14 protein-coding genes, 1 pseudogene and 1 other annotated feature are annotated in these 14,716 nt (G+C 39.9%); of the genes and pseudogenes, 13 read left to right on the top strand and 2 right to left on the bottom strand.

Features of this window, described 5'->3' with window-relative positions:
* Positions 1–11 precede the first annotated feature (11 nt).
* Positions 12–256: a binding site (T-box leader), on the top strand.
* 67 nt (positions 257–323) lie between these two features.
* From AC0C45_RS16315 to AC0C45_RS16330, 4 genes and pseudogenes are all read left to right on the top strand, one after another.
* Positions 324–1,553: an MFS transporter gene (locus AC0C45_RS16315; protein ID WP_047931821.1), complete on the top strand. Its 1,230-nt coding sequence runs from the start codon at positions 324–326 to the stop codon at positions 1,551–1,553.
* A gap of 110 nt (positions 1,554–1,663) precedes the next feature.
* Positions 1,664–2,052 (top strand): annotated as a pseudogene (locus AC0C45_RS16320) (DUF4275 family protein).
* Between the two features lie 274 nt (positions 2,053–2,326).
* Entirely contained in the window at positions 2,327–2,674 is a 348-nt protein-coding gene (locus tag AC0C45_RS16325) for a DUF805 domain-containing protein (RefSeq protein WP_034651157.1), read from the top strand.
* A gap of 50 nt (positions 2,675–2,724) precedes the next feature.
* Entirely contained in the window at positions 2,725–3,081 is a 357-nt protein-coding gene (locus tag AC0C45_RS16330; RefSeq protein ID WP_016764535.1) for a DUF805 domain-containing protein, read from the top strand.
* Between the two features lie 71 nt (positions 3,082–3,152).
* On the opposite strand, the gene AC0C45_RS16335 is transcribed toward AC0C45_RS16330, so the two are convergent.
* Entirely contained in the window at positions 3,153–4,211 is a 1,059-nt protein-coding gene (locus AC0C45_RS16335; protein WP_047931819.1) for an LLM class flavin-dependent oxidoreductase, read from the bottom strand.
* A gap of 320 nt (positions 4,212–4,531) precedes the next feature.
* On the opposite strand from AC0C45_RS16335, the gene AC0C45_RS16340 reads away from it, so the two are divergent.
* The 6 genes from AC0C45_RS16340 to AC0C45_RS16365 all read left to right on the top strand — a co-directional run bounded on the left by AC0C45_RS16340 (position 4,532) and on the right by AC0C45_RS16365 (position 9,563).
* A complete protein-coding gene (locus tag AC0C45_RS16340; protein WP_237892447.1) occupies positions 4,532–5,344 on the top strand; it encodes an amino acid ABC transporter substrate-binding protein in 813 nt (270 codons plus the stop codon).
* 152 nt (positions 5,345–5,496) lie between these two features.
* On the top strand, positions 5,497–6,306 hold the full coding sequence (locus tag AC0C45_RS16345; RefSeq protein WP_280168536.1) for an SRA domain-containing endonuclease: 810 nt from the start codon (positions 5,497–5,499) through the stop codon (positions 6,304–6,306).
* Positions 6,307–6,486: 180 nt separating this feature from the next.
* Entirely contained in the window at positions 6,487–7,398 is a 912-nt protein-coding gene (locus AC0C45_RS16350) for an NAD(P)/FAD-dependent oxidoreductase (RefSeq protein ID WP_047931817.1), read from the top strand.
* Positions 7,399–7,519: 121 nt separating this feature from the next.
* On the top strand, positions 7,520–7,798 hold the full coding sequence (locus AC0C45_RS16355) for a hypothetical protein (RefSeq protein ID WP_013083544.1): 279 nt from the start codon (positions 7,520–7,522) through the stop codon (positions 7,796–7,798).
* Between the two features lie 255 nt (positions 7,799–8,053).
* On the top strand, positions 8,054–9,055 hold the full coding sequence (locus AC0C45_RS16360; RefSeq protein WP_257062263.1) for a DUF3231 family protein: 1,002 nt from the start codon (positions 8,054–8,056) through the stop codon (positions 9,053–9,055).
* A gap of 160 nt (positions 9,056–9,215) precedes the next feature.
* Entirely contained in the window at positions 9,216–9,563 is a 348-nt protein-coding gene (locus AC0C45_RS16365; RefSeq protein WP_016766135.1) for a DUF805 domain-containing protein, read from the top strand.
* A gap of 32 nt (positions 9,564–9,595) precedes the next feature.
* Here AC0C45_RS16365 and AC0C45_RS16370 read toward each other — a convergent pair whose 3' ends face one another.
* Positions 9,596–10,780: an iron-containing alcohol dehydrogenase gene (locus tag AC0C45_RS16370; protein WP_257062267.1), complete on the bottom strand. Its 1,185-nt coding sequence runs from the start codon at positions 10,778–10,780 to the stop codon at positions 9,596–9,598.
* 158 nt (positions 10,781–10,938) lie between these two features.
* On the opposite strand from AC0C45_RS16370, the gene AC0C45_RS16375 reads away from it, so the two are divergent.
* From AC0C45_RS16375 to AC0C45_RS16385, 3 genes are all read left to right on the top strand, one after another.
* Positions 10,939–12,039, top strand: coding sequence for a sugar diacid recognition domain-containing protein (locus tag AC0C45_RS16375; RefSeq protein ID WP_472928261.1), 1,101 nt, complete (start codon positions 10,939–10,941; stop codon positions 12,037–12,039).
* A gap of 126 nt (positions 12,040–12,165) precedes the next feature.
* Positions 12,166–13,434, top strand: coding sequence for a GntP family permease (locus tag AC0C45_RS16380; protein WP_128820496.1), 1,269 nt, complete (start codon positions 12,166–12,168; stop codon positions 13,432–13,434).
* Positions 13,435–13,455: 21 nt separating this feature from the next.
* On the top strand, positions 13,456–14,592 hold the full coding sequence (locus AC0C45_RS16385; protein WP_047931426.1) for a glycerate kinase: 1,137 nt from the start codon (positions 13,456–13,458) through the stop codon (positions 14,590–14,592).
* The last annotated feature ends 124 nt before the right edge of the window (positions 14,593–14,716 follow it).

Consider the following 14,716-nt stretch of genomic DNA (forward strand, 5'->3'; position numbering starts at 1 on the left):
GATGTTAGAAATTAAATGCCGTGAAGAGAAAAGTAGACAGCGTGTATTCTTAGCAGAGAGCTCCGGAAGCTGAAAAGGAGCAAGAGAAACGCTGTTGAAGCAAGCCTCTGAGCAGCGCATTGGATCTAACGTGATAGTGCGACGGCTGCTTCCGTTACAAAGCTAGAGTATAAGCGAAAGCCGTACTCGATAAGGTTTATATGGCGACATATGAACAAACTAGGGTGGCACCGCGATTCATAATCTCGCCCCTAAGACAAATGTCTTGGGGGTGGGATTTTTTTATTGATCGAAATCAATAGTGAAGCGGAGGCCTTTCTTTTATGAAAAATAAGCTGTTGTCTTGGAAATACCCGTGTTTATTGCTGTTTGGAATTGGCATTAGCAATATCGGCGACTGGATTTATTTAATTGCTTTAAATGTCATGATGCTTGATATGACGAATTCGCCGCTTGCGGTTTCAGGGCTATACATGATAAAGCCGCTTGCTGCACTATGTACAAGTATATGGTCTGGAAGCTTAATTGACCGCATAAACAAACGGAAGCTTATGATGTTTTTAGATTGGATGCGCGCGGGGATTATTGCTTGCTTTCCGTTTTTCTCATCCATACTGATCATTTATATGCTGGTATTTATCATCAGTATGGCAAGTTCAATGTTTCGGCCGGCATCGATGGTTTATATCACAAAGCTTATTCCACGTGAAAAACGAAAAAGATTTAATTCGCTGCGCAGTTTGATTGATTCAGGCAGTTTTCTTATTGGGCCAGCCGCAGCAGGTGCGCTATTTATGATTGGAACCCCTGTGTTTGCCATTTATGCTACTGCTGCAGCGCTGGTATCCTCAGGAGTGGTTACTTTGTTTATGCCGAACCTGGATACAAAAACAGAAGTTAAAGAAAATAAGCTGTCTGTAAACACCATTCGAGAAGATTGGAAAGCGGTGTTTCGTTTCAGTAGAGCCAACAGATACATTATCACCATTTATGTATTATTCAGTTTCTTAATGGTCATGGCTACGGCAATTGATTCTCTTGAAGTTTCATTTGCAACAAAAGTCATTCATTTGTCCGAAAGCGAATACGGATTTTTATTAACCATAGCAGGCGCTGGCATTATGATTGGCGCAGTTGTGAACACACTGTTTGCTAAGAAACTGTCGACCAACTTTCTCATAGGTGCCGGCAGTGTAGGAGTGTCGCTTGGCTATTTGCTGTATGCGTGTTCCTCTTCTTTTCAAACTATCGGAGCAGGATTTTTTAGCTTATCCTTTGCGTTAGCTTTTGCAAGTGCTGGTTTTCAAACCTTTTATCAAAACAGTATTCCCGTTGACATAATGGGTCGAGTAGGAAGCATATATGGACTGCTTGAGTCACTCCTGATCATTATCATGACTTTTTTATGCGGCATGGCTGCGCCCATCTTTTCGATTCAAGGAGCTGTAATTGGTGGAAGCCTGATCATGCTTTTAAGTACAATTGTATTGTTTTTGTGCACGTTAAAGCCTACGTTTTATAAAGTGAATTTGGTCAAAAAGCAAAGAATCTAACGCACGGGTATAGTGGACAAATAAGCTAAGAAGCCGATAAAAAGAAATGAATACAGGATAAAGGATGGAAAAGCACAGTGAAAATGAAAGATGCGTTAAAGAAAAAAGGAATGTTTGTTAAAAAATTACCGAATCAAGGTGAATTCTTTCGAAAGCGATGGGAAAATGAATTTGCAAGTGTTTTAAGCGCATCGCAAAAAAGAAAATTTATATGGACCAATTTTTATGGCATGCATTTAGCTATGAAAAGCTCCCTTGCTTACAAGGAGAACAAGCGATTCAAGCATTCGAACAGCAAATAATGAACGACTGTTATTTGCTGTTTGAGGATGATGAACGAGTGCTGCAGCTATCTAAATGTAAGCATCTAACAAGCGCTGATTTAAGTGAAAATACAAACATGTATTTAGAAGATTTATATGTGGTTGATAAAGATTTTACGTGGACTTATGTGATTACGCATGAAAGCTCATGTGGGCCTTACTTTTACCGAACATAAGTAAAGATAGAGCCTGCCGTGTTTATTAATACGGCAGATTTTTTGTTATAAAAAAACATTTTATTAATTAAAAGTAATTATAGTGATTAAATGGTTTTTGATCTGAATTTATTGGGTATTTATTACTAATTATTATCCATTCATTTCCTATATCTATATTATCAATTGGAATTTTTTTAAAAAATAGGATATGAAAATAATTTTTTGTATGCTAAGGTAATTACTGCTAGTAAGCTTGTCTTACAAAAAATGTTTTAAAAAAGGAGGTTTTTGTATGAAATGGTATTTACATGTACTGAAAAATTATGCAGTGTTTCAAGGGAGAGCGACGCGTAAAGAGTATTGGATGTTTGTCTTATTTAATTTTATTATATGGTGTGTGCTTTCAGCTATTGAACTTATAACAGATATGCCCCCGTTTTTGCGTATAGTTTATCTTGTTGCAGTCTTCATTCCATCTCTTGCTGTGACGGCACGCCGACTGCATGACATAGGAAGAAGCGGCTGGTGGCAGCTTATTAGTATTATTCCGATTGCCGGAAGTATTTGTCTATTCATTCTTCTTTGTCTAAGAAGTGAGTCGCAGCTAAATCGTTTTGATGTACCTAATAAAGTTGCGTAGGACTTAAATGATTAGATAGTTTAATTTAATAAACAAAGAGAGGGTTTGTCATGTACTGGTATATAAAAGCGTTAAAAAATTACGCGACGTTTCAAGGAAGAGCAACGCGTACGGAGTATTGGATGTTTACATTATTTAGTTATATCTTTGCACTTGTTCCATTTATATTTATTTTCATTGATTCACTTACAGTCTTTGCCCCTATTTTAATATGGCTATACGCAGCAGCAATGATTCTGCCTTCACTTGCCGTTACTGTTCGCCGACTGCATGATACAGGAAGAAGCGGCTGGTGGTATTTAATTAACTTTGTTCCAGTTATCGGAGGTATTTGGCTGCTCATCTTACTTTGTCAAAGAAGCGAAGTAACAGCCAATATTTACGATACAGACACGCAGGCATCTTAACCAGAGTAGTTTATTAGTTTAAAAGTTAATAAACTAATAGACAAATTATTTTTAGCTAAAGAAAACTCCTGTTAAAAAGGAGTTTTCTTTTTTTTATTTTCCCACACGCTGCTGGGAAGTTCTTTTCGAAGAACAGGTGCAATATCATCTGCAAAGCGCTCTAGCTGTTCGCGCTGTTCTGCTTCGCTTAGACCGTCTACGCTGATGCTCAGCACTTCGTTTCCATAAGCGCGGTGATAGTCTATTATTTTTTCAATGATTTGCTCCGGGCTTCCTACTAAAGCAGGACCGTGTTGAACGATGTCTTCAAGTGACGTGAACGGCGATTGATTATGTTTGGCTGCTTCTGTATTGCTAAATGCGTTATAGTACGGGCGATAGCGGCGAATCGCTTCTTCCCCTGTATTAGAAATATATAGGCTGCTCGCCCCCGAACCGACGATGGCCTTGCGTGGATCATGCCCATAATAAGCGAAGCGTTCGCGGTAGTGGTCAATCAGCGTTTTATATTTAGCTTGAGGGTGGAAGGAATTGGATGAAAATAGCGGCTCTCCGTATTTAGCCGCAAGTTCTGTAGACAGCGGGCTTGACGCGCTTCCATGCCAAACGGGAATAGAAGTCTGAAACGGTCGAGGCTGAGTCGTAACGTTAGTTAAAGGTGGACGATAACGGCCGCTCCACGTGACATTTTCTTCTGTCCAAAGCTGTTTTAAAAGAGCGTATCTTTCAGCAAGAGATTCCCATTGTTCTTCTTCTGTAATACCAAAAAGCGGATAATGACGCGGGTCATTGCCTTTTCCGATAATCAGTTCAAGGCGTCCACCCGATAGGTGATCAAGCGTTGCATAATCTTCAGCTACTCGTACAGGGTCTAAAATGCTTAGAACGGTAACGGTCGTAAGGAGACGGATGTGTGACGTTTTAGCCGCAATTGCACTTAAAACAACGGGAGGAGAAGAAGACAAAAAAGGAGCTCCGTGTCTTTCGCCGACTCCGTAAGCATCAAAACCTAACTTTTCTGCCAGCACTGCTTGATTTAACACATGCTGAAACTTTTCTTGAGCAGTGAATGTTTCTCCAGTAACCGGGTTCGGGATGTTTTGAATAAGACTAAATAAAGCAAATTTCATACGTTTTACCTCCAAAAGATAAAATGATGGATGACAATAAAAAAAGCAAATGTACACTTATTATCGTGTCCATTTGCCTCCAGTTGACTGGTAGATATGTAGTTTCAATGTTTTATTAGTTGTATCTTAAGCGGTAGACACCAAGCTGTCAAGATAATCTTTTTCTTAAAACATACTTGATTTATCGGTTAACTAGTATTATGATGTGAATAATCTTACACGAAGTAAGCCCACTGGTTAACCAGAGGCTCTTGATGAAGCAGCTGCTTCATCAAGAGCCTCTTTTTATTACATAATATAGGGATTTAGGGGAGGAAAGTATGAAAAAATATTGGCTGTTTTTACTTTCAATTGTAGTAGCTGTGAGCATGGCAGGATGTGGAACAAACGCATCTTCAAGTGCAGGAGAAAAGAAAGAAAAAGATGTTCAAACGATTGTGGTTGGAACAGGCACTCAGTTTCCTAATATTTGCTTTATCGATGATAAAGGCAAACTGACCGGCTATGATGTAGAAGTAGTAAGAGCAATCGACAAAGAGCTACAGGATTATAAATTTGAATTTAAAACGATGGAATTTTCAAATCTGCTTCTCAGCTTAGAAAGTAATAAAATTGATATGATTGCTCATAACATGGCTCAGAACGCTGAGCGAAAGAAAAAGTTTTTATTTAATGATGAAACATATAATTATTCTCCGCTTTATGTAACAGTTCCTAAAAATCGAAATGATATTCATTCATTAAAAGATTTAGAAGGTAAAAAAATGATTGTAGGAGCTACAAGCAATGCGGCTGTCTATCTAGACAAATACAATCAAAAACACGGCAATAAAATCGATGTAGTTTACGCCGGTCAAGGTGCGGATGATGCCACAACTCAATTAAAAACAGGCCGGGCAGATGCTACGCTTGCGACACCATTTTCCATCGACTTTAGCAATCAAGCGCTGAAATTTCAGCAAAAAACGGTTGGAGATATCGTGATTAATTCAAAAGTATATTTTATGTTTAACAAAAAAGACGAAAAGTTAAAGTCGGAAGTCGATCAGGCGATTAAAAAGCTGAAAAAAGACGGTACGTTAAAAAAACTCAGCACAAAATGGCTAGGAGAAGACTATACGGTGCAAAATTGACTATCGCAAAAAAAGCAGCTGCCCATACAGCTGCTTTTTTTGTATGATATAAATCTGATAGATAGAAGAAACGATCTGCAAAGAAAACAAAAATTAGTGTATAGTAGAGCTATAAGTACTATAAAAGCAGGACCGCAGTAGGAGGCAATTCATTGATTACGGATTTACAGCGCGGAGATTTCTTTCAAAAAGGACATCGTTATCGCAGAAAACAAATTCATAAGCTTTATAAAGGACAGGAACAAAGCGAAATATCAACGCCAAAAGCGCATCCATATATTTTTATTTTCACAAAAGAAAGCGGAAGTGAATATGGAACAGGACACGGGTGGAACAGAGATAAAACCGCTTTTTTCTATACGGGAGAAGGCCAAAGAGGATCGATGCAGCTCATTAAAGGCAATAAAGCGCTTCGTGAACATTTTTTATCAGGAAAAGCCGTTTACTTGTTTCACTACGTGGAGCCTGGAGTAGTAGAGTTCATTGATGAAGTGACGTATATTAATCATCAATTAGAAATCATGTGGGACTCAGACGGAGAGCTTCGTGAAGCTATTATTTTTGAACTTGAACGAAATCCTGTGATTGAGGAAAAAGCAGCAAAGCTGGATGTTTCACCTTATTCAACTGAACAGCTTCGTCATATAGCATTAGGAGAAGAAAAAAAGACAAGTGTTTACGAACAAACGGCAGCTCTTAAACAATATGTTCACAAACGCGCAGCAGGTATTTGCGAAGCCTGCGGAGAAAGCGCGCCGTTTATCGCAAAAGATGGCAGCTCCTTTTTGCAAATGTACTATCTTTCAAAGCTTTCAGAGAGCGGACTCGCTAAGCCAAAGAACGCTGCTGCATTATGTCCCAACTGTTATAGTCGTCTACGCTACGGGAAAGATAGTGAAGTGTATAAAGAAGAGCTGATTACTAAAATTAATGAAAAAGAAGCAGGAAAGAAAAGTGAGTAATATCGTCTTTTTTCATTTTATAAAAACCGTCTCTAGGCCGGGCAGCTGCCGAGGCGGTTTTTTTTGTATAGAAGGACTTCAAAAAATAAAGACAATAAAGCGTATAAAAATAATGAAAAAACAGATAATGAAAAACTGAAGCTTTCGTTTAGAAAATAGTAAAAGCTGAGGTGATGTGCTGTGACAGATAAGTATGATTGCGTTATTATAGGTGGAGGAATTGCTGGACTTCAAGCCGCTATTCAGCTTGGAAGATATAAGCGCAGTGTATTGGTTATTGATTCAAACGATGGACGTTCCAATCTTTGCAAAAATTATCAAAATATATTGGGATGGCCTGAGGGAATAAGCGGGCAAACTCTAAGAGAAACGGGAAGGAAGCAAGCAAAAAGCTACGGCATTCAATTTGCAGAAGAGCGTGTCCTTCAGTGTGAAAAAAGAATAGAAGGGTTTAACGTCATTACAAACTCTGCGAACTATGAAGCAGCTACTTTACTGTTTGCGACGGGAGTAGTAGACCGGATTCCGCCTGAACTTCAGCAAGAGCTATATCCGTGCATGGGAACAACCGTATATGTATGTCCCGACTGCGATGGGTATGAAGTAAATAATAGAAGGGTATTAGTACTAGGGTCAGGAAAAGCAGGAGCCAGTTTATCTCTTACGTTAACATATTGGACAAATGACATTACGTACATTAATCACGACAAAAAAGAAATTGGACCTTTAGCAGATACCTTGATGCAAAAGGGAATTACCTATAAAGAAGCGGCAATAAAAAAAGTCATAGCTGAAGCAGACATGTTAAAAGGAGTCATCCTCGAAAACAATGAATTTATCTATGGAGAAAAAGGTTTTTTAGCGTTCGGAGGAAATAAAGTTCGAACAGAGTTAGCGAATGAGCTCGGAGCAGAACTTCTAGAAAATCTGCACATTATCGTAAATCCGCGTACAAAAGAAACAAATGTCTCAAACGTGTGGGCAGCAGGAGATATTGTGGCTCATTCTGAACAAGTGACGGTAGCGATGGGAGAAGGTTTACAGGCAGCTATTTGGATACACAAACGCTTGTTAGAGCTTTATGAAAAATAATTGTTTTTTTATAATTATAAAAAAAGTCAAGATTTCATGTTTTGTTTCCTTTATGTTAGGGAAATGGAAATAAAAGAAAGATAAAAAATGATTAAAAATGAGGAGAAGGAGTGGCAAAAAAGTGGTATATAGTCAAGCAGTAAGAAAACCTGAGTTTCAACAAGCGGAATCGGAAGGGTTAAATGAAGCCATTCACGAGTACATAACTCGTCGTACACGTCACAATGCACCGGTTGTGGATGCACTTCGATATATTATGACCATTGAACATAAACATGAACGTATGCAGGTAGCAGCAGAACTGTTCGGATCAGCTATTCAACGTGTAAAAGATCAAGATATTATTCAATATCTAAAAAAATGCGGAAGCTACAAAAGAATTTCTGATACGATGGAATAAAAACGTTTTCTTTGAAAAAGCGCCTTTAATGAGAGGGGGCTTTTTTTGTTTCCTCCATTTAAAAGCGAGGGTAAATACATAGAATTCTTCCAATTTGTGCATAGTAAATGAAGCAGAATTAATTGAGGAAGAGACAGAGCTGTGTATCTGGCTGCGGGGAGGAATGTTAAGGTCTAGAATAAAGTCTTCATTACAGATACCCACTCTTGAACAAATGAAGATTTACGTATGTATCCCTAGCAGGAGGTTGAGTGCATGAGTCAAGAAATACCGTTAAGTTCAAGTGAAATTGCTACTCTTTGGATGACCTATCAGCAAAAGACAATGATTGGAAGAATTTTAGAATATTTTATTGCGCACGCAGAAGATGACGGGGCAAAAGAAATTATGCAAGATACGCATATGCAAGTTGTGAACTATATTGAAGATATCAAAACGATTCTAAAAAATGAAGGGGCAGCCATACCGGTAGGATACACAGAAAAAGACGTAAATGTCGGTGTTCCTAAGCTTTATGATAAAGTGTTTGATATTATGTTTCTTCGCCTTTTAAAAGAAATTAGCATGGGGCTACATACGCTTCATTTAACCATGTCCTACAGAAAAGACATGATCTCTCTATATAAAGAGCTTACCGCTTTCACGCAAAGTGGCTATGACAAATGTGTAGATTATCTTCAGGAAAAAAACGTGCTTCCAAGGCCTCCAGCTGTTTCAGTACCTAAAACAGCGAAGTTTGCTGAAGGTACAGATTATATGAATGGCCTCCATTTATTTTCCAATAAACGTGCATTAAATACTGTAGAGGTAGCGCATATTTATTACGCTATTGAAAGCAACATTCTTGGCATGCAAATGATCACAGGGTTTGCTCAAGTAGCAAGTGAGCCTGAAGTAAAGAAGTATTTTGTAAAAGGAAAAGAGCTGGCTAAGAAAATTGTAAGTGATTATAGCAAAATTCTTTTAGAGAGCGATATTCAGACGCCTGCAACGTGGGGAGCGAAAGCGACCGAGTCAAAAGTAGCACCTTTTTCAGATAAACTAATGATGTACTGCGTGAGTTTGTTCTGCAGTTTTGGGCTGGGAAGCAACGCTCTAGGCACTGCATTTAGTTTACGTGGAGATCTTCCTCTTACTCTTGTCAGTACGGCCAAAGACATTTTAACATACGGGCAAGACGGGGGAAAAATCATGGCCAAAAACGGGTGGCTTGAGGAACCGCCAAGTATGGAAGACCGAAATGATTTGATTAAATAGAAAAGCATAATACATTACGAAAACTTCTTTTTTTGAAAGAAGTTTTTTCTTTTGTATAAAAAATGTCGTTATTTGTTCGTTTAACGGTTTGTTTTTTGAATAAAAAGGATATATAAACTATAAATTTACAATTTTATACCAAAAAAGGAGGGTGTTGCATATGAAGTGGTACATAAAAGTGTTGAAAAATTACGGGACGTTTTCTGGCAGAGCAAGCCGAACTGAATACTGGATGTTTGTATTGGTCAACTTTGTTATTTCATTTATTCTTTCTTTCATTCAGTTCGTTATTGATAAGCCTCTTTTTCTGCCGGTAATCTACTCGCTATTGATTGCAGTCCCTTCGTTAGCGGTAGGAGCAAGAAGGCTCCATGATACGGGAAAAAGCGGATGGTGGCAGCTCATTACATTAGTTCCGCTTATTGGCGGTATTTGGCTAATTGTCTTATTCTGTCAGCCTAGTGACCCTAAAGAGAATCGTTTTGGTACAACGGCTAAAGCAGCATAAATAGAACTCCCCCTTAGGTAAGGGGGAGTTCTTTAGTGTAGAGGTTCTACTATAGCGCCATCATAAGCCGATTGGTAAATAGCTCGTATGTCTTTCTCATGAAGAGGCAAAGGACTGCGAGCGAGAATTCGTTTTTGCTGGACGCCATCTCCTGTCAGCTTTTGAAGGGCACTTTCTGGAATATCAAATCCGCGAAGAGTTTGAGGAATGCCCACGTCTTTGACAAGTGACTGCAGCTGTTTCACACACTGATAAGAAGCTTCTTCTTCTGATAAAGAGGTAGCGTTTCCGCCTAGTGCTTCAAAAATATCCCGCATCTTTTCCACGCAGCTGCTGCGTATGTAACCCATCACATATGGAAGCAATACGGCGTTTGATTCACCGTGTGAAATATGAAACTGTCCACCTAACGGATAGGCAAGTGCATGAACACCGGCTACGCCTGCGTTAAAAAAAGCAAGTCCCGCTAAATAGCTTCCGTAGCTCATCTGAGTTCGCGCTTCTTTATCTTTGCCGTTTTCTACAGCTGTTCTTAAAGAAGAGCTAATCATGCGTATAGCCTTTAGTGCTAAGGCATCGGTTGCTGGATTTGCATTTACTGATACATAAGCTTCAACGGCATGAGTTAATGCATCAACCCCTGTAGCCGCCGTTACTTTAGAAGGCACGCTTAGCGTAAGCTCAGGATCTACAATGGCAGCATCTGCAAGCAAATAGTCGTGGGTCACAACGTCTTTGCTGCTTTCAAGAGATAATACAGAAATATTCGTTACTTCTGAGCCCGTGCCGGAGGTCGTGGGAATTAAAATTTTTGGAAGCCCTTTTTCCGTAATTTGTTTCGTGCCAGTTAAGTTCAAATATTCTTCTACAGCTCCGTCATGAACGGCTAAAACGGCCGTAAGTTTTGCTAAATCTAATGCGCTTCCGCCGCCCACTCCAATGACTAAATCAAATTTTCGGCTTTTTGCGTAAGATACGAGTTTTTCACCAAGCGCTAAGGGCGGCTCTGGTGCCGTATCTGCGTATACATCTACTTCGTATCCATTTTGGATAAGAGGAGCACTCACTTTATCTACAAGTCTAATGTCTTTTAACACGGGATCTGTGACGATTAAAATATGAGCAGGGTCATATTTTTTTACTTCCGGAAGCAGTTGCTGAAGTGATCCCCATCCTGTGTAGCTGAGAGGGGTGAAAACTAGTTTTGACACAGTCATTCTTTTATCCTCCTATAGGCACTGTATTGTTGGCGGTTTCAAAGATGTGGTTTTGCTTCTACGTATATTATAATGAAGTATCGTAAATTTTTCATTGAATGCAAATTAGCTGTCACGAAAAAAATGAGCTTTACTTCATAGAGGCAAAGGATGGGGAAATGTTGAGATACATAACAAAAGAATTAGCTCAGAAAATTGTGTGTAGAACGATGGAGATTATTGATTGCAACATTAACGTAATGAACGAAAAAGGAGTCATTATTGGTTCGGGTGACAAAAATCGAATGAATCAAATCCACGAAGGAGCGCTAATGGTATTAAAAAACGGCAGTTCCTACGAAATCACTCAGCAGCAGGCTGACTCGCTGCGAGGGGTCAAACCGGGCGTGAATTTGCCTATTTTTTTTAACGGAGAAATTGTTGGAGTCGTGGGGTTAACAGGACTGCCAGAACAGATTCGTAATTACGGAGAGCTTGTGCGCATGGCGGCTGAAATGATTTTTCAAGAAATGATTTTAATAGAGGAAATTCAATGGGATGAACGATTAAAAGAAGAGCTGGTTCATCAGCTTCTTCAACAAGAAGATCCGTTTGACTCTTTATTTTTTGACCGGGCGAACCGCTTTGATATTAATTTATACCTTCCACGAGTGGCAGTGATTGTTACAGCTGAAAATCGTCATAAAGTCATGAAACTTGTAAAGAAATACATAGCTAATAATGACTTATACGCTATGCTTCCAGACGGGGTGGTCTTATTAAAATCTATAGAAGCCGGAAGCGCTAGCAGCTATGCGGAACAGCTAGAAAAACAGCTTCGGGCGTCTGGTATGGTGTGTAAGTTAGCGGCAGGATCTTTTCAAGCTGATTTTAAAGGCCTTCATGTATCTTATCAGCAGGCGAAAGATACGCTTGCGGTCGGTTCAAAGCTTCATCCAGAAGCTGATTTCTACTGCTATGCGGATTATCAAATTCCCGTACTGTTACGTCAACGCGCCGGTTTTCAAGAAAATCATGATCTGTTGGATCACTATAAAAAGCTAAAGGAATATGATAAGAAAAAAGAACTTATCGAAACGTTAACGGTCTACATAGAAGAAAATGGCGAAGGAAGCACGGCAGCTAAAAAGCTTTTTATACATCGAAATACGCTAAGCTACCGTCTAGATAAAATCCAAAGCATCACGGGAAAAGATCCAAGGAAAGTAAAAGACCTCCTCGAACTGTATGTAGCGCTACTGTTATCTAAAATTTCATAATTGTGCACGTGCATAAAAGATCTTGCGATAGCAAGGTCTTTTTTTGTTGAAGTGACTAATGAAAGAATTGAAGGTAGCGCTTACAATTAGCGTTGGGGATAGAAGAAACAAGAAAGGGGATGCTTTATGGACGTTCAAGTAAGCGCATTAGGCGCGATTTGTGCATTAGTAATTGCCATTATATTAATCTTAAAGAAAGTGGCTCCTGCATACGGAATGATAGCCGGAGCTTTAATTGGAGGACTGATTGGCGGAGTTAATATTGCTGATACCGTTACTTTAATGATTGAAGGGGCACAAGGCATCATTCCCGCAGTGCTGCGAATTCTTGCAGCTGGTATATTGGCCGGGGTATTAATAGAATCAGGTGCAGCAGCGGTTATAGCAGAAACCATTGTAAAAAAACTAGGGGAAACAAAAGCGCTTTTAGCTCTAGCGCTAGCCACACTCATTCTTACGACAGTAGGTGTGTTTGTTGATGTGGCTGTGATCACAGTGGCGCCTATTGCTTTAGCCATTGCTAAACGTACGGGTATGTCAAAGCCTGCTATTTTACTAGCAATGATTGGAGGAGGAAAGGCAGGAAATTTAATGTCTCCTAATCCTAACGCTATTGCTGCTTCGGACGCATTCAATATTCCACTTACATCCGTGATGGCTGCAGGAATTATTCCCGCTGTATTTGGCGTAGCGGTCACTTATCTAATAGCCAAACGATTGGTGAAAAAAGGAACAATGGTTGAAGCTGAAGAAATAGATACAGTGGATGCAAGCAGCTTGCCGCTGTTTTTAACGGCTATCATAGCACCAATTGTTACCATCGTGCTGCTGGCACTGCGACCGCTTTTTGACCTTAATATTGATCCAATGGTTGCGCTTCCCGCAGGAGGAATTGTTGGTGCCATTGTGATGAAAAAAGGAAAACAGCTTAATACATATGCTATTTCTGGATTAGGGAAAATGTCAGGTGTAGCCATTATGCTGCTTGGAACGGGGACACTAGCAGGAATTATTGCTAACTCCCAGCTAAAAGACGTTATTATTCAAGGCTTGTCTGCCATTGGATTGCCAGCTTATGTTTTAGCTCCGGTTTCAGGTATTTTTATGTCAGCGGCAACCGCTTCGACAACTGCAGGAACCGCAGTCGCAAGCCAAGTTTTTGGATCGACAATTTTAGAGCTAGGCGTTTCTGCTTTGGCCGGAGCTGCTATGGTTCATGCCGGAGCGACCGTACTTGATCACCTTCCGCACGGAAGCTTTTTTCACGCAACGGGCGGAAGTGTAAATATGAAAATAAAAGAACGCTTAAAATTAATACCGTACGAATCGCTTATTGGACTCATCATGGCAATTGTATCCACGCTTATATTTGGTGTATTAAAGCTATACGGCTAAAAATAAAAGGAGTGTTTGCGGATGAAAATTGTAATTGCGCCAGATTCATTTAAAGAAAGCTTAACGGCTCTGCACGTCTGTGAAGCCCTGGAAAAAGGAATAAAAACTCATTTTCCCAACGCGGAGATTAGTAAAGTACCTATGGCAGACGGTGGAGAAGGGACCGTTCAGTCGCTTGTGGACGCGACGGGCGGACAAATTATACAAGCTAAGGTAACCGGACCTTTAGGTAAAGAGGTGGAAGCTTTTTACGGAATTCTTGGAGACGGCAAAACGGCTGTTATTGAAATGGCAGCCGCTTCAGGTCTTCATCAAGTTCCTATGGATGAACGCAATCCGCTTATAACTACAACGCGAGGAACCGGGGAGCTCATTCTTAAAGCATTAGATCAAAAAGTAAAGCATATCATTATTGGCATCGGAGGAAGTGCTACAAATGATGGAGGAGCTGGTATGGCAAAAGCTTTAGGGGCAAAGCTTATTAATACTAACGGAGCAGAAATAAAAGAAGGGGGCGGCAGTTTAAACCAGTTAGCTGCTATTGATCTTACAAACTTCGATTCTCGGCTTGCTGAAGTCAAAGTAGAAGTTGCGTGCGACGTAGACAATCCGTTAACGGGTGAAACCGGAGCATCTGCGGTATTTGGCCCTCAAAAAGGTGCAACTCCTGATATGGTTAAACAGCTTGACCGTAATCTAGCTCATTACGCAGCGATTATTGAAAAAGAAATGGATATTCATATTCAGAACGTTCCTGGTGCCGGAGCGGCAGGAGGGCTTGGCGGCGGCCTGCTGGCATTTTTATCTGCGGAGTTAAAGCCAGGTGTAGACATTGTCATTGAAGCAACTCAGTTAGAAAGCTATATTAAAAATGCCGATCTTGTCATTACCGGTGAAGGAAGAATAGATGGTCAAACCATTTACGGAAAAACACCCATCGGCGTAGCCAAAACAGCAAAAAAGCATAGCGTTCCCGTGATCGCAATAGCAGGAAGCATTGGAGCGGGAAGCGAAGCTGTGTATGAACACGGTATTTCTGCTTTATTCAGCGTCGTGCCCGGGGCGGTCGACCTGTCAGAAGCACTGGCAAAAGCTGTTGAAAACATTGAAAGAACCGCTAAAAACGTGGCGTCAGTTATACGCTTAGGCATCAAGTGAAGAAGTTACAGTTTTTATTGTTCTCTTTTTAATAAATAGTAAAAGGTCTCTTTCATCAGAAGAGACCTTTTTTTTGTATAGGGAAGAATTCAATATAGTTTATTAGTTTTATAGTTAAAAATGT

The organism is Priestia sp. VA7 (assembly GCF_055710015.1).